Below are 23,974 nucleotides of genomic sequence, written 5' to 3'. Positions count from 1 at the left end.
GGAAATCATGAAAATATTAATGCTTGTTAATTGGAAAGTTGAATATACAAATAAAAAGCCACGTGACAAGCAACCTCCTGACTATTACATAAAAGGCGAGTCATATTGGTTCTATCGCTACTTTAAAGAAAATGTTGAAGTAGACGTTATAGATATTCATTCCTGCAAATGGATTGAGAACTTTGAAAAGAACAAGATAAGATTTTATATAATTCAGACACTTAGGGCAATTTCAAAACTTAAGAAATATGATCTTATTGTTTCACACGGAATGCAGTCTGGAGTGCTATTGAGTCTTTGGCGTAAGCTGTTTAATACAAAAGCTAAGCATATCGTCTTTGATATTGGTTCTTTTAATAGTGCCGGGGAATCTGGTTTTACATTAAAATTAATGCAGTTTGCCAGTAAATCAATTGATGGAGTTATTTATCACACTAGCAGTCAGATTGATTATTATAAGAAGTTTTTTCCATGGATTATAGATAAATCAAAATTTATAAAGTTTGGAACTGATTTAGGTTTCTTTAAATCGAATGCATTGGTTAAGAAGCAAGATGCAGATTCTTATATCCTTTGCGTCGGGTATTCAAAACGAGATTGGGATACTCTAGTTAAGGCTTATCAACAAATTAATACAGATAAGAAGTTAAGATTGGTAGGTAAAGTTTATGAGAAATATAAAAATATTAAAGGCGTAGAGCAGATTCCTTTCGTTCCAATTAATGATTTGATTAATCAGGTTTATAATGCCTTGTTTTGCGTTTTGCCACTTGAGTCGTTTAATTATTCTTATGGACAAATGACATTAATGCAGCAAATGGCGTTGGGTAAATGTGTTATTGCGGCAAAAGTGCCGAGCCTAGTCGATTATGTGGAAGATGGATTAACTGCAATTTTTTATGAACCGAAGAATATTGAAGATTGTAAGAATAAGATGGTTATTTTATTAAATGATACAAGAGCTTTATCAGATACTATTGGAAGAACTGCAGTAAATCATTTGAATGATATTTGTAATGAGATGATTATGGCTAATGAGATAGAAGATTTTTTTACGTATATATATAGTTTTGATGTAAATTAGGCGGTGTTGTGATGAAATATCCATTAATAAGTATTGTTGTACCCATTTATAAAGTTGAAAAATATCTTACTAGATGTATTAATAGTTTGATTCATCAGACATATAAAAACATTGAAATAATTCTAATTGACGATGGTTCACCAGATAATTGTCCTCAAATGTGTGAAAAGTGGAAGCTAAAGGACAATCGAATAAAGGTTATACATAAGCTAAATGAAGGATTGGGGTATGCAAGGAATTCTGGCCTAGAGATAGCTTCTGGAGATTATGTTTGCTTCTTTGATAGCGATGACTATGTTGAAATGAATCTAATTGAGGATGTTGTTAATAGTATTTTAATAAATGGCTTAGCAGATATTATTGAGTTAGGGCATAAAGTAATTGGTACTAATGGAGAAAATGTGAAAGAATACATACCTAAACTAGATAAACTCATTTATGAAGGAGCAGAAGTTAGAAACTGTTATTTACCAGAACTTATAGCCTCTAATCCACGGAGCAAATATGAAAATGGCTTAAACATGAGTGCATGGTGTAGAATTTATAAAACATCTACTTTAAAACAAGTAAATTTTCAATTTGTTTCAGAACGAGACTACATTGCAGAAGATGTATATTCATTAGCTTATCTTTTCTCAAATATTAATAGTGTTATAGTTATTCCAAAATCATATTATTGCTACTGTCAAAATGAGGGGTCACTTACCACTTCTTATAAAGCAGATCGATTTGAAAAAATAATCGCTTTCTATAATGAGTTAGAAAAATTGTGCATCTTAAAAGGGTATAATGATGAAGTGTTACTTAGAATTAAAGCACCATTAATTGATTTTACAGTGGCGTGTTTGAAAATGGAGGTGATTGCGATAAAAGAAAATGGTTTTAGTAGTTCATATAATAAAATCAAACAAATATGCAATACACCCCAACTCCGTTCTGCACTTCAATTATACAAACCAGAATGGCACAGCGTACAAAGAAAACTTTTTGATAAGTTTGTATATTATAAATGCATATTGATTGTTATGCTACTGGTACATTCACAAAATTCAAAAAGTTAATTTGTTAAGGATGGTGATAATTTGATTCAGACAAAAAAAGAATTAAAAGAATGTTTAGCTTATGAAAAAACATTATATCCAAATACGTTTCTTGATGTTATTACAAGAGAGCTGCTTAATAAAGGCTGCAAAAGAGGAGGTAAAATGAGTGTATAGTATAAAAAAAATGCTCAAAAGAATTATATATGGAAATAAATATTCATCAGAAACTTATATTCGTTATTTGAAGTCGCTGGGGATGACAATAGGGAGTGATTGCACAATTTATTCTCCGACTAAAACACTTATTGATGTACAATATCCATGGAATATAGAAATTGGAAATCATGTCAGGATTACGCAAGGAGTTATTATATTAACACATGATTATTCTTGGTCAGTATTAAAACTGCTAAATTCAGTTGAACTCCCAGGGGCTATACTAGGAGCAGCAGGTAAGGTCAAAATTGGTGACAATGTATTTATCGGAATGAATGCAATCATTATTCGCGGAGTCAATATTGGTAATAACGTTATAATTGGATCTGGAAGTGTGGTCACAAAAGATTGTAAAAATAATAGTGTTTATGCGGGAAATCCTGCAAAATACATCATGAGTGTTGAAGAATTTTATAAAAAGAGGCAACATAAACAGATAGAAGAGGCAAAACAACTGGCAGTTAGCTATTTTGACCGATTTAGAGAAATGCCACCTGTTGAAATTTTCCATGAATATTTTATGATTTTTGAAAACATCTCTTCGCTGAATTTAGCTTTTGATAAAAAGATGCGGTTATGCGGAAATTATAAAGAAAGCTGTAAATTTCTTTCAAATTATAAGGCCTCGTTTTTGAACTTTGAGGAATTTCTGAAATACTGTTTTGATGGTAAATATGAAGTTGTTATGCAACAACATCATAATGGAATTTACAGGATTACGAATATAAAGAAGAAAATTAAAAACTTATTACCGAATCAGCTAGTGTATTACTATTCAATTGTGCAAACGGTGCCCGAATATATAAGGGTGTCTTGGAAAATGAGAAAAAAGAAATACCCCAAAATAATGTTTTATGACGATGTTATGACTGTAGACCAAATCGTCAATGAGAAAAAGTCCTTAAGCAGATTTGGTGATGGAGAATTCATGTGGATGCTTGGGACAGAAATTGATTCGTTTCAAGAGAATACATATGAACTTGGAGAAGCATTGCGAAATATTTTCCAGTCAGATAATCCTAATTTGTTAATTGGAATTCCATACGGAATCATAGATGCGCGGAAGTGTAATTTATATGCACGGATGCACTGGAAGATAATAAAAGGCATGGTCTTTGGCAAGATGCTTCCATTTATTGATCAAAATAAAACATATAGTAATGCGAGTATCACAAGACCGTATATTGATTATCATGACAGAGAGTTTAGTAGGAAAAGTTTTGAAAATCTAAAAAGAATTTGGAACAATCGGGATATTGTGATTGTTGAAGGTGAAAAAACAAAGCTAGGAATCGGAAACGATTTATTTTGCAATGCTAGATCAATAAAACGTATACTTTGCCCAGCTGAAAATGCACTCAGCAAATATGAGGAAATAAAAGACTCAATCGTACGTCATGTGAAGTATGGTGAATTAATTTTAGCTGCTCTTGGTCCTACAGCAACTATTTTGGCTGCGGATATGTGTGAAAAGGGATATCAAGTTGTGGATATCGGTCATGTAGATGTTGAATATGTTTGGTATTTGCATCATGCAATATTACGGGAAAAAATAGAAGGTAAGTATGTAAACGAAAGTGGAATTAGAGAATGTTCAGATCTTTATGATAAAGATAAAGAATATTTAGATTCTATAATAGATAGAGTAATTTTGTAGAAAAAAATAGTGGAGAATTCTAGATATTATAGGAGCCTTTTATTAAAGGGCATATACCAGATCTCAAGAAAATCAGTTTAACCTCGCTAGGATTTGTAGTATAGTAGTATCTTAATAACGACAAAATAAAAAAGAATTTGCGTAAAACCAACTTTTTTTTTATGTATTTTAATTGTGTAGAAAGGAATGTATATAAGAATGGAACTTCGATCATCGAAACAAACTGTCAAATTAGGATTAATTTTATTTTTAATATATCACATAGCATTTATTAGATTATCATATATTAGTAGTTATGATTCAATAAAATATATATGTATAGTATTGGTAGGTATATTTTTAATTTTCCACTATAAATATATTCTAAATATTAAACCCAAAATTATTAATATTATATTATTGCTGTATTTATGCCTAACTTTATTCTCGGCGTATATAAATACAAATACTATGTATATGCGTAATACTTTCTTTAGTGGTATAGTATATGTTGTTATAATAGCAGAGATTTTTTTTGTTTTTGAATATATGTCTATAAAAGGTCATATGGAATTGATTATCAAAACTTTTTATAAATTAACATTATTTTATATAATATTGACTGATATTATAATGATTACTATGCCAAATCTATATATGCAATATGGTGGTTATTATTTGACTGGCAATAAATTTAATGTTTCTTATCTTCATTTACAGCTAATAGTTCTATTTGTACAAAAGTGTAAAATTGAAAAAAAATTTAAATTGTATGAAAAATCTATTTTTGTAGTATTATCAATTTTAACATTTAGAATTACTATATTTGTAAATTGCTCTACAGGTATGATAGGGTTAATTTTATTATTACTTTTGCTTATCTTCTCTAAAAAAATGCTATGCAAAGCTAATACAATATTATTTGTCTTAATAGTGAGTTCTTCCTTTTTATTCTTGTATTCAGATGTTTTGTCAAATCAATATGTACAATATTTTATTGAGAATGTTCTTCATAAAAGTATTACATTAACGGGTCGAATGAACATTTACACTAGTTTATTTAGTATGTTAAAAAATCAGTTTTTATTTGGTTATGGGTTTGGTAGTAGCTATGAAGTTTGTACAAGACTAATTAGTGCAGTCAATACACAAAATGGATTGCTAGAATGTATTTTGGAACAAGGAATCATATCAACATGTCTTTTATTGATATTGATTTATTTGGTATTCAAACAAAGTGAAAAGTATAGTATTAGAAGTACCTTTTGTTTTCCAGCTGTTGTAATGATTTATGTATATTCTCTTTTATCTTCGGTTGAAGTTACATTGAATACTTCCTATTTAATTTGGATTGCTATGATTTATGCAACTTGTATTAGTAATACGAAATCAAAGGTAAGTTAGCAAAACATATTAAAATTTATTTTGAAAATCTAAATATCAATGTTAACTATGGTGAAAATTATTAAAATTAGAAAGGGGTTAAAAAGTTGGGAAAAGTAATTATAAGTGTTATTGTTCCTGTATATAATTGTGAAAAATACATAAAGGCTTGCATAGAAAGTATCTTAAATCAATCATTCTTGATATTTGAACTTATTATAATTGATGATGGGTCAACTGATCGCTCAGGTGAAATTTGTGAACAATATGCAAAAAATGATTCACGTGTAAGGGTATTTCATCAATTTAATACGGGGGTGGCTAAGGCTAGGAGTAATGGAGTTGAGATATCAAGAGGGGACTATATATCATTTATTGATAGTGATGATTATATAGATGAAAAATATTTGGAGATATTATATAAAGCGATGAAAAATAGAAATACAGACGTAGTTTGTTGTAATTGTATTGATTGTGATATTAAGGAACAGAAAAATATTTGCATTGAGCATGACGCTGTTATTTTAGACAAAAAAGATATACTGCAAGATTATTTCTTGGGTAAGCGTTACGTGTATAATGTATGGGCGAAGTTATTTAAGAAAGATATACTAAAAATGATACCATTTGTTGAGTTGAAATATTCGGAAGATACACATTTTATTTTAAATTTCTTTATGGAATGTGAAAACATTTCATTAATAACGTATGCAGGATATTATTATAGATACCAAGCTAATAGTGTAACAATGTCTATGAAATTAATAGAAAAGTATAAGGATTATCTTGTAACGGCTAAATATGTTTGTAATATTTGTAAAAACATTGATTCACATTTATATGCACAAGCACAAGAAAAGTTGAGTGATGGAATATATGGTGCTATTGCAGCGAATGTACGTTTTTCTTCAAAAAATCAGTTGAGTAAATTTAATGAAAAATTTTTAGAGTATTTTGAATATCTCGACAATAAAAATTTGCGAAAAAGTATTAAAGGAAATTTGATTTTTTTATATTATCATAATCATAAGTTGACAAAATATTTATTGAAAATATATTATACGATAAGACGCAATAAGTGAAAATTTAGCACATTGTTAATAGAAAAGATAATATATAAGTGTTAGTAATAGGATTATTAAATTAATGAACATCTTCGAACATATAGAGTTTCACAGTCAGCCCGGATACATAGCTCATTATATACTAGATTATGCATTGACTCATAGATTAAGCTAATATAAAATAAAATTTAAGTTTAGGATTGGAGAAATAATAATGAAAACTGCAATTATAACAATAACGGATTTTAGCAATATTGGGAATAGATTACAGAACTATGCGGTTCAGCAAGTTTTATTGCAAATGAACCAAGAGCCTAAATCCTTGAGGGTAAGAATTGATATGAATGTACATAAGCGTTTTAAACAACAAATACGTCGTATTTGTAGTATCATATTACCAAAGACTTTGTACAGAAAGAAACCTGCTTCTGTGCGTTTTACTTTGTTTGAACAATTTACTAGAAAATATATTCTAGAAAAGATTTATGTTGATAAAAATAATAGCTTTTGTGATGTTAAAATGGATAAATTTGATTATTATATTGTAGGCAGTGATCAAGTTTGGAATCCTAATTATTTGGAAACAAACTTGTTTAATAATTATCTATTAACATTTGCAACTCCAGAAAAACGTATTAGCTATGCTGCTTCTTTTGGGGTATCAGAGCTTCCGGAGGAATGGAAAAAATGTTTTGCTGAGGAATTATCAAAATTTAAAGCTATTTCTGTTCGAGAGGATGCTGGCGCCAAAATAATTAAGGAGTTAACTGGACGCGATGTAGAGGTATTAATTGATCCAACTATGATGCTAAATGCAGATACATGGCGTCAGATTTCCAAAAAAGCCCGTGTTAGAAAAAGGGAAAAAAAATCGTATATTTTAAAGTATTTTTTAGGGGATCAGTCAGAGGAAAGAAAAAAATATATACAGTCTATTGCAGATAAAAATGGTTTAGAAGTATATGATTTATTAGATATTCGGTATCGAGAGATTTATACAGCAGGACCAGATGAATTTTTGGATTTAATTGATCATGCAGCACTTATTTGTACAGACAGTTTTCATGCGACAACATTTTCAATTTTATTTGCTAAACCATTTTTAGTGATGAATAGAGAACAGGAAGGTATGGGAAATATGGGTTCTCGTATTATAACATTGCTTAGTAAATTACACCTAGAAAGACGGATATCAGGTAAGATAGAAGAAAATCAGATTTTTGAATGTGATTATCATGAAGCTTATCAGGCTTTGGAAAAAGAACGTGAAAAAGCATATACATTTTTGAAAAAAGCGATGTCTTTAGAATAATTTGTTGTAAAAATTATGAGAATTAACTTACAAAGAATACAACAAGAAATATTATAGGACTATTTTTTAGTAAAATAGCCATGCTAATATTACCGTTTTTACTAGAATGGTACTGATTAAGGTTTTAGGTTTAAGATGAAGAAAATAGTCGTTTTAATAAAAATGGTACAGTAGACAAGCTTTTTAGACTAAAAAATATGTTATAGATTGTGTGTAAAAAAATAAAGAACAAAGTGTGGTTAATTAAAAGAATCTTTAAATATATAGAAAAGAGGACAACTTATTTTAAGAGAAATCAGCTTAAAGCAGGAGCAGGTAATCATATATATCACTAATTTTAAGAGTCAAGGCGAACCGATGGTCCGCAAAGGACCCGCGGTGGCTGTGAACGATTATAAATATGATATTAATAGACGTGATGATTTATTATTTTATATAAGATAAGGAGAATTTATTTTGAAAAAAAAACAACTTAAGGCAGGAGCAATTTTATCATATGCCTCACTTTTTTTAAGTAGCGTTATAAGTATAGCTTATACACCATTTATGCTTCGATTAATGGGTCAGTCACAATTTGGATTATATTCGCTAACAGCATCGGTTGTAGGATATCTTACTATCCTTGATTTTGGTTTTGGTAATGCAATTGTAAGGTATACTGCAAAATATAGGGCATTAAATCAAAGGGAAAATGAATATAATCTAAACGGTATGTTTTTGATACTATATACTATTATAGGTTTAATAACGGCTGTGGCAGGTATGATATTGTATTTTAATACTCAAAATATATTTGGAGCAAAGATGTCGTTATCAGAAATTGAAACAGCGAAAACATTAATTACATTACTTGTATTCAACTTAGCTATATCATTTCCTCTTGGTATATTTAGTTCAATTATGAATGCTTATGAGGAATTCGTTTTCTCCAAAGTTATAAATATCCTTAGGATTATTATTAATCCATGCATTATGCTACCCCTATTACTACTAGGTTATAGAGCAATAGGGATGGTAATAGTTATAACTATTTTAAATATTATATGTTTACTAATAAACATGTGGTTTTGTTTTGCTAAGTTAAAAATTGAGATCCATTTTAAAAGGTTTGATTTTAGTATACTTAGTGAAATAGTTGGTTATTCATCTTATATATTTTTAGGTATGATTGTTGATAAGATAAATTGGAGCGCTGATCAATTCATCTTAGGCGCTGTAGCGGGTACTGTAGCAGTTGCAGTTTATTCTGTTGCAGCACAGATCAATACGTATTACTTATCCTTTTCGACTGCGATTTCAGGCGTGTTTTTACCAAGATTAACTGCTATGGTTGCAAAAAATGCATCAGATAAAGAATTCTCAGATACATTTATTAAGATAGGAAGAATTCAATATGTCATTATGGCATATATATTGGGTGGATTTTTGCTTGTAGGACAAGAATTTGTAAATATATGGGCAGGAAAAAATTACAGTGAGGCATTTTATATTGCAGCTATATTAATTGTACCAGTGACAGTGCCTCTAATACAAAATTTAGGCATTACAATATTACAGGCGAAAAACAGACAAAAGTTTCGTTCTATTGTTTATATTCTAGTTGCAGTTATTAATATTGGTATAAGCATACCACTAGCCAAAATATATGGTGGAATAGGATGTGCTATTGGAACATCTATAGGCCTAATTATAGGAAACATCATTATTATTAATATTTATTATCACAAAAAAATAAATTTGGATATTCCAAGATTTTGGAAAGAAATATTCATAATGACTATACCAGTTGTTATCGCTTTTGGCTTTGCGTTTTTTATAAGTTATTTTGTTGCTAGCAGTGGGTACTCATCTATTTTAATAAGAGGATTGATATTTACAGTAGTTTATATTCCTCTAATGTGGTTTATGGGAATGAATACTTATGAGAAGAACTTATTTAAGGTCCCTTTTATAAAAATATCTAGAAAATTAGGATTAAAAGGTTAATAATCTATAGAATATTATAACTAACTAGGAAAACATGGGGGATGGTTATTAGGTATGATTAAAATAAAGCAAAAACAAAGTTGTTCTGGTTGCGGAGCTTGTGCTAATGCCTGTCCTAAACAATGTATAGCAATGGTTGAGGGCGATGAAGGTTTTTTATACCCACAAGTTGATGTAGTAAAATGTATAGACTGTGGCTTATGTGAGAAAGTGTGCCCTATTATAAATAAATGGAGCTCAAAGCATACACCAATTGCCTATGCTTGTATAAATAAAAATGAGAATATAAGGTTAGAAAGTTCATCAGGTGGAGTGTTTACAATAATTGGGGAAAACACAATTAACAGTGGTGGAGTTGTTTTTGGTGCTGCTTATAATGACGAGCTTAAACTGGTACATAGCTATGCAATAACTATTGAAGGCTTAGCAAAGTACCGTGGCTCAAAGTATGAACAGAGCATAATCGGAGAAACTTATAAACAAGCAAAAGAATTTCTTCACAAGGGCATACCAGTATTATATACAGGAACACCTTGCCAAATAGGAGGACTTTATTCATATTTAGGAAAAGAGTATGAGAAACTGTTATGCATTGATATAGTTTGTCATGGGGTACCATCACCGAAGGTATTCAAAAGGTATAAAGCAGGTATTGAAGACAGGTATGGCGCGAAAATAAAAAAAATTGCATTTCGGCGCAAGGATGCCGGTTGGAAGCTATACAACCTAGAGTTATCATTCGATAATAATACAGAGTATAAGAATATATTTACAGAGGATATGTATATGCGAGGATTTTTGCAGAATCTATATCTCAGGCCTTCTTGTTATTATTGTAGTTTTAAAACAATATATAGACAAAGTGATATAACTATTGCTGATTTTTGGGGCATAGAGAATATTTTACCTGAGATTGATGATGATAAGGGGACATCACTTATTTTAGTTAATTCTACTAAAGGAAATAAGGTATTTGAAGAGTTACAAGATAAAATGGTAGTAGAAAAAGTTGACCTAGATGAAGCTATTAAATACAACCCATCTGCTGTAACATCTGTAAAATACAACCCTAACAGAGATAAATTCTTTGAAAAGTTAAATTCTTATTCTGGCGATATAAGTAAATTAATATTGCAATACACAAAAATTAGCTTTCCAAAAAGAGTTTGTAGAAAAATAAGAGCTATTCTGTCTAAGGTTAAAAGAAAATTAGTACATTAGCAACCAACAAATAGAGTATGCTTGATTCATCCATATATTAGTAAAAAATCTGTTTTACAGAATTTATGTACTTTTGTAAATGTTTTAACTTTATAAACGATAAGAGGGATTAAGGATTATTTTTCAGCAGATTCAGATAATTTATATGCATGTTATGAAACAAATATATGGTTTAAAATATCAAAACTAGCATGATGAAATTTAAAATTCATGATTTGAACTCTCATTAATGTTATAATTATTATTAAAATAAGGAGGAATTTAATAAATGGAAAATAAAGACTTATTTTTTCAAAAGGTGAGGGGCATTTCAATAATTGCAGTTGTTCTAATTCACGCATTAGGTATGACTTATAAAGGTGATACCAATATTATTTTAATACTTAGACAATTTATTAATTTTCCAGTAGCGATTTTTTTCTTTATTTCAGGTTACTTTATTAAACAATCAAAATTTATAAATGTAAAAAACATAAAAAACTTTATTACTAGTAGACTAATACGAATAACGATACCTTATTTAGTTTGGTCTATTTTGTCAATTATATTTATTAGCAATTCGTATAACTTTAATCTAAAGAAAATATGTATAAGCTTACTTATGGGTCAGGTAGTAGCTCCATATTATTTTATAATTGTAATGATACAGCTCATTTTAATTACACCAATTGTAACTAAAGTAATGAGAAATAATGCTGTAAGTAAATTGTTATGGTTTATTACACCTGTTTTCTTGGTTCAATTTTATATAATACAGATTATTTTTAAAATCAATATCATGAGTTCAATGTATTACGCTTTACCTTTTGTAATGTGGTTTAGTTTTTATTATTATGGAATTGTTATTGGAAATAAACCGGAAAAGGAAGCGAAAATTAGTAGTAATATAAAAATTAATATTAAATTATATGTGGTATTTTTAGTTGCCTCTATTATAGAGGCACAAATATTGAACAGTAAATTCGAACTATTCGGATTTGCACAATCTCAATTAAAGATAAGTTCACTTGTATGTACCTTTTTCTTAATTAATGTTTTTATTGGAAGTAAAAGTAGAATTAGACATGCTAAAGCGAATGATATCTTAGTTAAGATTGGAGATAATTCATTTGGGATATTCTTAATTCATATATTTATATTAATGATTGTAAGCAAAATTGGAGCATATATTTTAAAAACACATTCATACCCATTTTATATAACAATTATGTTTGCGCTAATAACATTAATAGTTTCTTACTTAGGAATTGTAGTTGTAAAAAAAATAATACCTAAAAAATATTCAAGAAAGATATTAGGGTTTTAGTGACGAATAATCGGATTCACTACGTTAACCTATTTATTGGAGTTGGGCCGTAAGGTTGATATTAGCAACAGAGCTTGTCCGTTTCACTTCCAAACGCTGAAAGGGGTCAGACCCTTGGGAATGTTTGGCACGTGAGTCATTTGGAAGCTAGACGAAGATGGAACATCTAATGTGAATTAAGGGAGAAAAAGTTGGTATGAAAAGTCTAGATGATTGAATAGCAAGTAGCTAACTTCCAGTAATCTCTTAGCAACTCTGAAGTATTAACTTATTAGCAAACAGAAACTGCCAACTAACGATGACAATTATGTAAAGGGTTCGTGTCAGCAGCCTATTTTGTGGGAATGCATAAAATAGGCATGCGGAAGCTAGGCGAGAATGGAACATTTCATGCGGATTAATTAGAAGTGAGTTTGTATTGAAAAGATAATAAATTTTTGGAGAAAATAGTGACAAAAAAACTTGGCGACAGCCAGCGTGAGAAAACTACTGAAATTAATAGAGATATAATTTTGGTGGTTTTTGTTGTTAAAAATAATTTTATTGAATTATATTAATTAAATAATGTGAAATGAATTAGCATTCAATATAATAAGTGAAATAGAGAATGCAGAACCAATAGGTGATGATTTAACAGAACTAGAAAAAGTTATACTTACAAAAATAGAAGAGAATCCTATAAATCTAGGTGAATTATTACTCTATTTAAAAGAAGATAAGTCAGCTATTTTAGAAATTATATCAATAATGGAATTAAAAGGAATTTTAGTAAATGTGGGTGGTGTATTTAGGCATTAATTTTTCTCCATTCATGTTAAGGTGTTGAATTTATTATACTATGTGTATAGAAAAAAATGTAATTTATTGATAAAATGAGAATAGAGGAAGGGATTGAAAAGTATTCTATTTTATTAAAAAATTTTATAAGTCTAAAGTGATAAGGTTTATTCACGATATATTTATTAATTAGGGGAAGTTTGAATTATAATAATAGTATGTGAAATTGTACGAGGGGGCTAATTATGAAAGACTTTTTTTGTTCTTTCCAATATTGATAGTAGTTTGGTTATGTTATGGGGTAAAATATATTTATGAAGCTGTTGCCGAAAAATTTGAAAGGCATCACGCTTTTCCTAAAAGAAAACCATAAAAATTATTTGAATATAATTTAAATAAATACATAGTATGAGAATAAAAATATGGTCAGCATAATTTAAAAAGTTATGCTTTTTTTGCGTTTTTTGTTTTGTTTGTGACTGAGCAGTGATTGAGTTAAGTTTATTTTATGATTAGTTGAGGACTTAAATGAGAGTAGAGAAGGACTAAGCTGTGACCGCCACATGGTAATATTTCCTTATAGTCATTACAAAGCAATAACATTAAGGGGAATTGATTATGGAGATGAATGATAATAAATCAGAAGACTTTACCTTAAATATCATAGCTAATAATGATACCAGTATACAAGGGGAAATAGAGCACTGTAATTCTGGTCAGAAAAGGTGTTTTAGAAGTTTAATTGAGATGATCTTACTAATAAATGAAAAATTAAATGAAGTGCAATTCTCTTTACCCACCAACGAGTTCCGTTCATGGGTGATAGAGGTGAATTCAATATATTTAAAGGGTGGTAAGCATTATGAACATAAATGAGGTCGATGAAATCTTTTTAGAAACAGCTACATCTTTTTCGGTAAAGATAGAATACAGGCAAAATACAAGCTGGCAAGGAACGATTAAGTGGCTTAATGGAAAGCAAACAAGACATTTCCGAAGTTGTCTTGAGATGATGATGTTAATTGAAGATGCACTAACAAGTGATAAGGGTGAGAGTGAAAGGATCGAATTTCATTCATGGGATGAGAATGATGATGTTAAAATCTTAGGCAAACAAGCGAGTGAACTTGAGGTTGAAAGGAGAAAGATTTATAGGGAGTATAGTTGTAAGGAATATAAATAAAAAAGGAGAGCAATATGGCAGACTTACAAACTAATGTGACTTTTGAGACGCAGAGTATAGAGCTAAAAAAAACCTATGATTATTTTATTGTAAAGAGAGTTATAGATATACTAGGGGCTCTAGTTGGAATTATATTATTATCACCAATTATGATATTAACAGTTATTGCTATAAAGTTTAATTCTAAAGGAAACATTGTTTTCGCCCAAGATAGAGTTGGACTAAATGGAAAGATGTTTAAAATGTATAAGTTCAGATCCATGGTCAGTAATGCTGAAGAACTTAAAAAAGAGCTGATGACTGAAAATGAAATGTCTGGACCTATGTTCAAGATTAAACGAGATCCAAGGGTTACTAGTGTTGGTAGGTTCATAAGGAAAACCAGTCTGGATGAACTACCGCAGTTATTTAATGTACTTAAAGGAAATATGTCATTAGTTGGTCCTAGACCTAATTTGCCGCAGGAGGTAAGTTGCTTTAGCATGTATCATAAACAAAAACTACTTGCTAAGCCAGGATTAACATGTTATTGGCAGGTAATGGGTATAAATAATATTGGGTTTGAAGAGTGGATGGATCTAGACATAAAATATATTTATGAAAGAAGTACCTGGGTTGACATAAAGCTTATAATAAAAACGTTTTTTGTATTGTTTGGCGATGAAAATGCTGCTTAGGAGATATTACATTGAAAAAAGCTTGTAAGATTATATGTTGTTAACAAATTAAAGACAAGAGACATATTATACATGTATAATATGTCTCTTGTCTTTAATTTGTTAAAAGTTTTAATATCATCTTATAAAAATATTATAGAAGTCAAAGGTGTAAAATAAGAGAAAAATAAAGTAATTTAGATTTTGTCTTGATATTATGGTGAATGATTGTATAATTATGGAGAATAAAGGTTATGGTTTATATAGGAAACCACAATATTAAGTATATAATAGTATTAATAAGTAAAAATTAACATTTAGTTAATTAATTGGAAGCAATGAAACATATTCTAACTTGGTCACTTTGGATATGATGAGCTAATAGTGAACCCACTCCATTTTTATAGAAGAATCTATGAAAATGGATTTTTTTATGTAATTATAAAGATTTATTTGCTTAAAATTAAATGTATTGCAAGGGGGAGATTACTTGTTAGCTAACAAGTTAAATTATGCTGAAAATGCTGAAAATGCTGATAAAGATTGTATAAAGATATATACACTAGGTAGTTTTGAAGTGAAATCAGCTGGAAACGTGCTTTCAAATGATTGCAAGCGGTCTCAACAGCTGTGGAATTTGTTTAAATATATTCTGACATATAGAAATAAAAGAATTGTACAAGAAAATTTTTCGGAAATTTTATGGAGTGATAAGGAATGTGCTAATCCTGTAAAGGCTTTGCAAAATCTTGTTTATAGACTAAGAATGCTCTTAGATTATAAAGGAGTAAATAAAGATGGAGAGTCAATTATAAATTATTCACAAGGCTGCTATAGCTGGAATAAGCAATCCAATTACTGGACAGATGTTGATGAGTTCGAGGATTTATATAAAAAGGCAAAAGTTGCTGAGAATAATGATGATTCCATTAATGCAATAGAGCTCTATCAAAAGGCATTAAAGCTGTATAAAGGAGATTATTTATCTGAAGACTCATATAATGAGTGGATAATGCCAGTTAGAAACTATTATCATCGAATATACATAGATATAATAGCTAAGTTAACAAAATTATTAAAGCATTATGGAAGGTCCAAGGATATTCTAAAAATATGTGAAGAGGCATTAATGATTCAACCATTTGAGGAAAGTCTGCACTTATTTTATATTGAAGCACTTATTGAAGTTGGTAATATGAAGCAAGCACAAAAACAATATGAATACGTAACTTCTATGCTATATGAGCAGATGGGAGTAAAACCATCAACTTCTTTGCGTAACTTATACCAGCAAATTAAATGTAATGATAATAAGGTTTTATTAGATTTTAGTTCTATTGAACAAATAATGACGGACAGGCGTGACTCTGATGGAGCTTTCTTTTGTGATGCAGATACTTTTATCTCTGTTTATAAGTTAGAATCCCGTAGAGCGGCGAGGACAGAAAAAGTTGTATTTATGGGAATGCTGACAATATCGAGGTCGAAGGATAGAAATCAGGATAACAGGATATTAACAAAAGAAATTGGACCACTGCTTGATATGTTAATACAAAATCTTCGTGAGGGCGATGTTGTGTCAGAATGGAGTAAGTCTCAAATACTTGTTCTACTTTCAGGAACAACTTTTGATCAAGCAAATAAGGCATTAGCACGCATTTTAAATAAATATGAAAAGGCTTATACTTCAAATGATATAAAAGTAGAAATATTATTGAAGTCAATTAATTGTGCTGACTGATAAAATCAAAGATTATTAAGTGCCCATTAAGGAATTAGAAAAAATAACGTTTTAGGACGTTATATTTTTTTGCGCTATTTTTATATTGTCTGTGACTGGGCTGTGACTTTTATAAGTTTCATTTATGAATAGACTTAGATTTAAATGAGAGTAAGGAAGGACTAAGTTGTGACTGTCAAATGTTACTATTAATTCATATTTAAGTGTTTAGCAGAAAGGAGATATCCACATGAATATATTAGTAACTGGTGGTGCGGGTTATATAGGCTCACACACTTGTGTGGCTTTGATTCAAAAAGGTCACACTGTCATTGTTGCCGATAATCTTTGCAACAGTAAGATTGAGACTATAGATAAAATAAAACAGATAACAAATAAAGAAGTAACTTTTTATCAGATAGATGTTACTGATGCGGTAGCAGTGGATACCATATTTTCCGATAACTCAATTGATGGAATTATTCACTTTGCTGGTCTTAAAGCAATAGGCGAATCTGTACAAAAACCTTTGGAATACTATTATATTAACTTAGTTTCTACCATGGTATTATCAAAGGCATGCTTAAAGTATGGTGTTAAAAAAATTGTATTTAGCTCATCGGCTACGGTATACGGTAATAATACAGTACCATTTGTTGAAAACATGAAACTTATGCCGTGTACTAACCCATATGGAGAGACCAAAGCTATGATTGAGAGGATTCTGACTGATATAGGAAAAGTAAATTCAGACTGGTCTGTTGCATTACTTCGTTATTTCAATCCTGTGGGAGCCCATGAGTGTGGATTAATTGGAGAAGAACCTAATGGTATACCTAACAATTTAATGCCTTATATCACTAAGGTAGCAAAAGGAGAACTTAATAAACTACGTATTTTCGGAAAAGACTATCCAACGGTTGATGGTACAGGTGTTAGAGATTATATTCATGTAATGGATCTTGCTGAGGGTCATGTGGCAGCACTTAATAATCTCACTGAAGGTGTGCATATTTATAACTTAGGTACTGGTCAAGGAACTTCAGTTCTACAACTTGTGAATGCTTTTGAAGAGGCGAATGATATTGAAGTACCCTATGAAATCGTAGAGAGGAGACCGGGTGATATTGCTGTCTGTTATGCGGGCACTTCTAAAGCTAAGACTGAGCTTGGTTGGACTGCTAAACGTGACATAGTAGATATGTGCAGGGATGCTTGGAGGTTTGAGAAGGGGTATGAAGACTAGAGGTAAGAAAAAAAAGATTTGTATGATTGTTCCTAACTCAATGGTCAAAGGCGGTATAGCATCAGTTGTAAATGGATATAGATGTTCGAGTTTAGTTGAAGATTACAATATAGTTTTTATTGAATCGTACATGGATGGTAGCAAATTTGAGAAATTGTTCAAAGGTATAAAGGGTTATATAAATTATTTTAAGGTTCTTATAACAGAAAAACCTAATATAATACATATACACTCAGCTTTTGGAGCAAGTTTTTATAGGAAGTTACCATTTATTTGGCTTAGTATAGCATTCAAAGTGCCTATAATTAATCATATCCACGGATCTGATTTTGATAATTTCTATATAAATAATAACTCTATATGCAAGAGGTTGATAACCGTAACTTATTGTAAGTGCGACAAAATAATTGTACTAGCAGATGAATGGAAAGAGAAATTAAAATTAATAGTTCCATCTGAAAAAATAGTTGTAATTGAAAATTACTGTGATGCTCCACAACCTGTTGTAAGAGAAAAATCAAACAAACGAGTGCTTTTTTTAGGGGTTATAGGAAAACATAAGGGTTGCTATGACATTCCTAAAGTTATTGAAAATGTAGTAGGTAAAGAACAAAATTGCCATTTTATAATTGCCGGAACTGGAGAGGTTGAAAGTATAAAAGAATTATTAAGACAAAAGAAAATAGAGAAATATGTTGAATTCCCAGGTTGGCTTCGGGGTGAGGATAAGGACAAGGCTTTAAGAGAAAGTGATGTTTTCTTTCTTCCTTCATATAATGAGTGCATGCCAATGTCGGTTTTGGAAGGAATGGGATACAGCCTTCCCATTGTATCAACCAATGTAGGTGGCATACCAAAACTCGTACATAATCTTGTTAATGGATTCTTGTGTGAGCCTGGTGATGTTGACGGATTTAGTGAAGCAATTATTAAGTTGTTGTCAGATGATAAACTGGCGCAGCAATATGGTAAAGCAAGTTATGCTCAGATTCAATCAAAGTACACTTTGGAGAAACATGTAGATGAGATTGAGAAACTATATAGCAATTTTGATATTGTAATTGATAGTAGAAAGGAGTTAGAACATGCGTAAATTCTTATCTCATATATATAAGATACAAGAATTTTCTAAAGGTGGCATAAATAAAATATTTATTGAACCATGCCTCAAAGCATCATTTTCAGAATGTGGTAAGGGAGTTAAAATTGGAAGATATTGCGATGTGCGATCACCTGAAAATATTTACCTGGGCAAAAAAGTTCAGATAGGACCGTATGCAACTTTATGGACTGCAAAGGCAAAAATAATAATGGGTAATAATATTATTTTCGGCCCTCATGTTTTTATAATAACTGGTGACCACAGATTTGATATTTTGGGAAGATATATGGTATCCATTAAAAATGAAGATAAGTTGGCCGAGAATGACCAAGACGTGATTATTCAAGATGATGTATGGATAGGGGCTAATGTCATTATTCTCAAAGGAGTTAGGGTTGGGGAAGGTAGCATAGTTGCTGCTGGTAGTGTAGTTAATAAAAATGTAGAACCATACAGCATTTATGCTGGCACGCCTGCTAAAAAGATTAGAAACAGATTTACGCAAGACGAAATTAAGAAACATAAATTTTTGATGGACAATTCCCTTAAAGCCATATAAAAATCTATAAATAAGGAGATGAGGCTATGAGCAGAGTAAATATAGGTGGAATATTGGTGGACAATGTAAAAATGCAAGAGGCTTGCATGATGGCTGCGGAATTTATTCAACAAAACAAAAAAAATAGATATCAAAATGGAGCTAAAATGATACAAGCGATTAATACTGATTTTATAGTAAAGGCTAATAAGGACAAAGAAGTTGCCTTAATATCAAATATCACTGATTTGGCATTGGCGGATGGTATGCCTGTGGTATGGGCTTCAAGGATTCTTAAGCAGCCGATTGCTGAAAGAGTAGGAGGACCTGATTTTTTTGAAAGCTTTAACAAAATAGCGAACACAAATAAATATAGTTATTATTTTTTAGGATCTACAGAAGAAACTGTAGAAAATTTAATTGCTGAACTTAATAGAAAATATCCGGATATCATTATTGCAGGGTATGAATGTCCGCCAATTAGCAAAATGAATGATGAACAAAAAAATTTAAATATATGTGAAAGAATTAACTATAAAAAACCTGATGTTGTGTGGGTAAGTTTTGGGTGCCCTAAACAGGAAACATGGATAGTGAAAAATAAAACAAATATTAATACATCTATCATCATGGGTATTGGTGCTGCTTTTCAGTTTTACTCGGGGAATCTAAAAAGAGCTCCTTTAATTATGCAGAAGATGGGGTTTGAATGGTTCTTCAGATTATTACAAGAGCCAAGAAGATTGTGGAAAAGATATTTAGTTCAAGGACCACTATTTATAAGTTATCTTTTAACTAATAAAGAAGTTATAAATTATTCTACTGAAAAAGATCATGAAAAAGTTGTGGGAGTATAGTAATGCAATACCTTAAATGCATAAACTTTATGAAAAATATATTTAAAATAAAAAACAAAGATATAAAGGTTGTTTTTAAAAATTTTGCTTCACTTTCTTTCTTACAGTTAGTAAATAGTGTACTTCCAATTGTTACTATGCCTTATCTTGTAAGAATACTTGGACCAGAAAAATATGGGCTAATTTATCTAGCACAGGCTGTTACGCAATATTTAGTTAATTTTACTGATTATGGATTCAATTTAACAGCTACAATGGATATATCCGTAAATAGAAACAATATGAATGAGATAAAAAAGATATTTAATGCCGTAATGTTTATAAAAACTATATTTATGTTATTAAGTTTTGTCATCTTATGCTCTCTAATTTTTTTGATACCTAGCATGAGAAGTGAGAGTGCTATTTATATTATTACTTTTGGAATGGTAGTAGGAAATGTTATGTTTCCTACTTGGTTTTTTCAGGGAATGGAAGATATGAATTATATTACAATAATTAATATTATAATAAAGGTTTCTTTTACTATAAGTGTATTTATTTTTGTAAAGAGCTCGGGAGATTATGTAGTTGTAGCGTTGTTATATACATTGGGATTTATTGTTTCAGGTGTTATGGCTTTGGTAGTTGTACATACAAAATACCGTATAAGCTTTCAAATTACTAAATATTCTGTAGTTATTGAGCAGTTGAAACAGGGGTGGCAGGTTTTTATATCTACCTTGCTTATCAGCTTTTACTCTAATTCTAGCATTATTATTTTGGGTATAGTGAGTAATAACACCTATGTAGGATATTTTACAGCAGGTGAAAAACTTATTAGAGCAATTCAAAGAATGATTTATCCTATTCAACAAGCTGTGTTCCCATTTTTAAGCAGGATCACAAGCAACGGTAAAGAGGATAGCATAAATTTTTTAAAAAAACTTACTTTAGTAGTGGGAACTTTCACATTGGTTATTTCTTTAAGTTTATTAATTTTTTCAGGCTTAATTACAAATATATTACTTGGATCAAGCTATGGTGGAGCAGTAGGTGTATTCAAAATTTTATGTTTTGTAATTTTCTTCAATGCTATAGGTAGTATTTTTGGAATGCAGACAATGCTTGCTTTTGATTATAAAAACGAATTCACAGTAATTATGTTCTTAGCAACTGTTACAAACATAATTTTATCTGTTGTTTTAGGTACGTATTACCATCATATTGGATGTGCGTGGGCAGTACTTATAACTGAAATTTTTATATGTATTAGTAGTTTTGTATTTATAAATTCAAGAGGGGTAAAGTTACTACCTAGACTTCACAGCAAAGTTGAAGTTGAAAATAGTTAGGAAGGGGCATCTATGAACAACATAGAAATAAAAAATAAAGATTGTGGTGTAAAAATTAACTTATTCGAAAAAATGTATATAATAACAATATTTCTTATGAGTACAAATGCTATTATACCTGCAATAAGAAGCCAAGGAGGAGTAGAATACGATACAGTAAATGGTGATATTTTTATGCAAATGATCTGGATCTGTATATATTTGATAACGGTTATCTTGATTATATTAAAATGGGAAAGAGTCAAGAATAAAATTTTTGGAAATAAGTGGATTGGGTTACTTATAATATTTGCATTCTTGTCTATAATTTGGTCTGCATCACCCGCAATGACCTTTCGGAGATGCATTGCTTTACTTTTCACTCAACTAATTGGCACCTATTTATATGCTGCGTATGGATTAGAAGGTATTCTTGATATGCTAAGATGGACGTTTGGATTAAGTATTTTTCTGTGTCTTATTTTCTCTATTTTCTTTCCTTTGTATGGAAGGCATTATGACGGTATATTTGATGGTGTATGGAAAGGAATATATACACATAAAAACTCTCTTGGTCAGTTCATGGTTTTTTCTACTACTGTATGGGTAATTTCAATCTTAGATTCATTGAAGACTAGTAAATTTAGAGTTTGTATATATTCAATTTTTACTTTATTATCTGTATTCCTTGTTTTAAAATCCGAATCTAAAACATCATTAGTATTAATACCTATTATTTTAAGTGTAATTCCGGTGTGTTTAATTATAAGAAGGAGTTTAAAACTTGTTATAGGAATTTCTATGACTTTAATACCTATTTCAGGATATATGTTTTATTTATACTTTAATAATATTCAAGATTTGATTGTAGATATGGGGAAGAATATGACTTTGTCCGGAAGAACATCAATATGGGAGATTGTAATTCAAGCCATAAAAATGAAACCATTGTTTGGGTATGGGTATGGCGCATTTTGGCAGGGATTTAAAGGCCCTTCTGAGTTTATTTGTAATACTATGGGTTTGAATGTACCAAGTGCTCACAACGGATATTTAAATCTCACGTTGGAACTTGGATGTATAGGTTTATTTATATTTATAATATCACTAATAACAAATCTAGTACAAATGCTTATAATTCAAAGATTTTATAACAATTATATAGTTATGTTTCCATTAATATGTTTAATGTTTATTGTCTTTTTCAACATAACTGAAAGTAGCATTACAATGCAAAATACTATTTATTGGATTATATATTCTATTGTTTGTACATCTAGTGATTGTGAGTTTAAAGATATGGATATTAGTATAAGAGATTTAATTTGGATAGGAGGTACAGAGAGTGTTGCAAAAACATAAAATATCATTTATTGTTATTGGAAAAAATCAAGAGAGAACTATCGTAAGTTGCATTCAGAGTATTTTAAGTACTACTTCTAATCTTAAGATTAAAAGCTATGAAATAATTTATGTTGATTCTATGTCTAGCGATAGATCAATTGAAGTAATAAAAGATAACTTTAAAGACAAAGTCTCTATTTATAGGCTTTATGTTTATATGAATGCGGCTATTGGGAGAAACATAGGTGCAAGTAAGTCTAGCGGAGATGTTTTATTTTTTATTGATGGAGATATGGAAATAGAAGCAGCATTTTTGCCTAAGGTATACAGTGAATCTGAGGGCTTGAAGTATGATTTTGTTTCAGGAGATCTGAGGGAACATTTATATGATCAGCATTGGATAAAAACAGGGGAACGTAAAAGTAGGTACAATGTAAACAAAAAAGTATACCAAAGTTCCGTAGGTGGTGTTTTTCTGATTAAAAGAGAATTATTCGATAAAGTTCAAGGATTCAGGAATTATATGCGTATAAATGAAGATATTGATTTTGCATTGAGATTATCAGAACATGGTGTGTTTTTATTAAGAATACCAGTAACAATAGCATTACATAAAACCTTTGAATTTAATAAAATGTCTAACGTATTTAAAAGGCTTATGAAGGGGGATTTACTATATTCAGGTTTATTATTAAGAGAACATTTTCTTAATAAATATTTTTATAGAGAGTTTATAGACCGAGAAAAGTTTACTTTACTATTACTGATAACAGTAGGGCTCAGCTTTTTAGTTAATATAGGCTTCATTTTGATCTATCCTATAGCTATATTAGTTAAACAAATTAAAACATCTTCAAATAATTATTTGGGAATTTTGGTAGGTAAATTTTTAGATAGTATTGTTTTTATTACAGGGATATTTTTCTTTTTTAAGAAACCAATACAGGAATCTCATATAAAATATGAGAAAATGGTATAAATTGTTAA

The 23,974-nt window shown here is 30.0% G+C and carries 21 protein-coding genes; all 21 read left to right on the top strand.

From position 1 onward, the window contains the following. Positions 1-7 precede the first annotated feature (7 nt). On the top strand, positions 8-1,084 hold the full coding sequence (locus tag KPL55_RS05960) for a glycosyltransferase family 4 protein (protein WP_216305785.1): 1,077 nt from the start codon (positions 8-10) through the stop codon (positions 1,082-1,084). An 11-nt stretch (positions 1,085-1,095) separates the two neighbouring features. Continuing rightward, on the top strand, positions 1,096-2,145 hold the full coding sequence (locus KPL55_RS05955) for a glycosyltransferase family 2 protein (protein ID WP_216305784.1): 1,050 nt from the start codon (positions 1,096-1,098) through the stop codon (positions 2,143-2,145). A gap of 21 nt (positions 2,146-2,166) precedes the next feature. After that, positions 2,167-2,301 carry a hypothetical protein gene (locus KPL55_RS26300; protein ID WP_281418808.1) on the top strand — a complete coding sequence of 45 codons (135 nt, stop codon included), beginning with the start codon at positions 2,167-2,169 and terminating at the stop codon, positions 2,299-2,301. Further along, positions 2,294-4,000 (top strand): GT-D fold domain-containing glycosyltransferase, encoded by a 1,707-nt coding sequence (locus KPL55_RS26295; RefSeq protein ID WP_216305783.1) that lies wholly within the window; start codon positions 2,294-2,296, stop codon positions 3,998-4,000. Before KPL55_RS26300 ends, KPL55_RS26295 begins: the two co-directional genes overlap by 8 nt. A gap of 450 nt (positions 4,001-4,450) precedes the next feature. Then, a complete protein-coding gene (locus KPL55_RS05945) occupies positions 4,451-5,383 on the top strand; it encodes an O-antigen ligase family protein (RefSeq protein ID WP_216305782.1) in 933 nt (310 codons plus the stop codon). 86 nt (positions 5,384-5,469) lie between these two features. Further along, the gene (locus KPL55_RS05940) at positions 5,470-6,444 is read left to right on the top strand and encodes a glycosyltransferase family 2 protein (protein WP_216305781.1); all 975 of its coding nucleotides are present in this window, start codon (positions 5,470-5,472) and stop codon (positions 6,442-6,444) included. Positions 6,445-6,640: 196 nt separating this feature from the next. Then, a complete protein-coding gene (locus KPL55_RS05935) occupies positions 6,641-7,738 on the top strand; it encodes a polysaccharide pyruvyl transferase family protein (RefSeq protein WP_216305780.1) in 1,098 nt (365 codons plus the stop codon). A 456-nt stretch (positions 7,739-8,194) separates the two neighbouring features. Continuing rightward, the gene (locus tag KPL55_RS05930) at positions 8,195-9,724 is read left to right on the top strand and encodes an oligosaccharide flippase family protein (RefSeq protein ID WP_216305779.1); all 1,530 of its coding nucleotides are present in this window, start codon (positions 8,195-8,197) and stop codon (positions 9,722-9,724) included. Between the two features lie 54 nt (positions 9,725-9,778). After that, the gene (locus KPL55_RS05925; protein ID WP_216305778.1) at positions 9,779-10,945 is read left to right on the top strand and encodes a Coenzyme F420 hydrogenase/dehydrogenase, beta subunit C-terminal domain; all 1,167 of its coding nucleotides are present in this window, start codon (positions 9,779-9,781) and stop codon (positions 10,943-10,945) included. 268 nt (positions 10,946-11,213) lie between these two features. After that, a complete protein-coding gene (locus KPL55_RS05920) occupies positions 11,214-12,251 on the top strand; it encodes an acyltransferase (RefSeq protein WP_216305777.1) in 1,038 nt (345 codons plus the stop codon). A 1,395-nt stretch (positions 12,252-13,646) separates the two neighbouring features. After that, on the top strand, positions 13,647-13,904 hold the full coding sequence (locus tag KPL55_RS05915) for a hypothetical protein (RefSeq protein WP_216305776.1): 258 nt from the start codon (positions 13,647-13,649) through the stop codon (positions 13,902-13,904). Then, the gene (locus tag KPL55_RS05910) at positions 13,891-14,211 is read left to right on the top strand and encodes a hypothetical protein (RefSeq protein WP_216305775.1); all 321 of its coding nucleotides are present in this window, start codon (positions 13,891-13,893) and stop codon (positions 14,209-14,211) included. The genes KPL55_RS05915 and KPL55_RS05910 overlap by 14 nt, the downstream gene beginning before the upstream one ends. 14 nt (positions 14,212-14,225) lie before the next feature. Further along, positions 14,226-14,888, top strand: coding sequence for a sugar transferase (locus tag KPL55_RS05905; protein ID WP_216305774.1), 663 nt, complete (start codon positions 14,226-14,228; stop codon positions 14,886-14,888). Positions 14,889-15,357: 469 nt separating this feature from the next. Then, the gene (locus KPL55_RS05900; RefSeq protein ID WP_216305773.1) at positions 15,358-16,608 is read left to right on the top strand and encodes a bacterial transcriptional activator domain-containing protein; all 1,251 of its coding nucleotides are present in this window, start codon (positions 15,358-15,360) and stop codon (positions 16,606-16,608) included. Positions 16,609-16,837: 229 nt separating this feature from the next. Further along, positions 16,838-17,833: a UDP-glucose 4-epimerase GalE gene (gene galE / locus KPL55_RS05895; protein WP_216305772.1), complete on the top strand. Its 996-nt coding sequence runs from the start codon at positions 16,838-16,840 to the stop codon at positions 17,831-17,833. Beyond that, positions 17,823-18,926 (top strand): glycosyltransferase family 4 protein, encoded by a 1,104-nt coding sequence (locus KPL55_RS05890; RefSeq protein ID WP_216305771.1) that lies wholly within the window; start codon positions 17,823-17,825, stop codon positions 18,924-18,926. The genes galE and KPL55_RS05890 overlap by 11 nt, the downstream gene beginning before the upstream one ends. Further along, the gene (locus tag KPL55_RS05885; protein ID WP_216305770.1) at positions 18,919-19,494 is read left to right on the top strand and encodes an acyltransferase; all 576 of its coding nucleotides are present in this window, start codon (positions 18,919-18,921) and stop codon (positions 19,492-19,494) included. Before KPL55_RS05890 ends, KPL55_RS05885 begins: the two co-directional genes overlap by 8 nt. A 26-nt stretch (positions 19,495-19,520) precedes the next feature. Then, on the top strand, positions 19,521-20,330 hold the full coding sequence (locus KPL55_RS05880) for a WecB/TagA/CpsF family glycosyltransferase (protein WP_216305769.1): 810 nt from the start codon (positions 19,521-19,523) through the stop codon (positions 20,328-20,330). Positions 20,331-20,359: 29 nt separating this feature from the next. Beyond that, the gene (locus KPL55_RS05875; protein ID WP_216305768.1) at positions 20,360-21,664 is read left to right on the top strand and encodes a flippase; all 1,305 of its coding nucleotides are present in this window, start codon (positions 20,360-20,362) and stop codon (positions 21,662-21,664) included. A 12-nt stretch (positions 21,665-21,676) separates the two neighbouring features. Further along, positions 21,677-23,005, top strand: coding sequence for an O-antigen ligase family protein (locus tag KPL55_RS05870; RefSeq protein WP_216305767.1), 1,329 nt, complete (start codon positions 21,677-21,679; stop codon positions 23,003-23,005). Further along, positions 22,989-23,966, top strand: coding sequence for a glycosyltransferase family 2 protein (locus KPL55_RS05865; protein WP_216305766.1), 978 nt, complete (start codon positions 22,989-22,991; stop codon positions 23,964-23,966). The genes KPL55_RS05870 and KPL55_RS05865 overlap by 17 nt, the downstream gene beginning before the upstream one ends. Positions 23,967-23,974 lie beyond the last annotated feature (8 nt).

It is taken from the genome of Clostridium lacusfryxellense, from assembly GCF_018861735.1.
GTDB classification, from domain to species: domain Bacteria; phylum Bacillota; class Clostridia; order Clostridiales; family Clostridiaceae; genus Clostridium_AD; species Clostridium_AD lacusfryxellense.
This window is presented reverse-complemented; position numbering and strand designations above follow the sequence as displayed.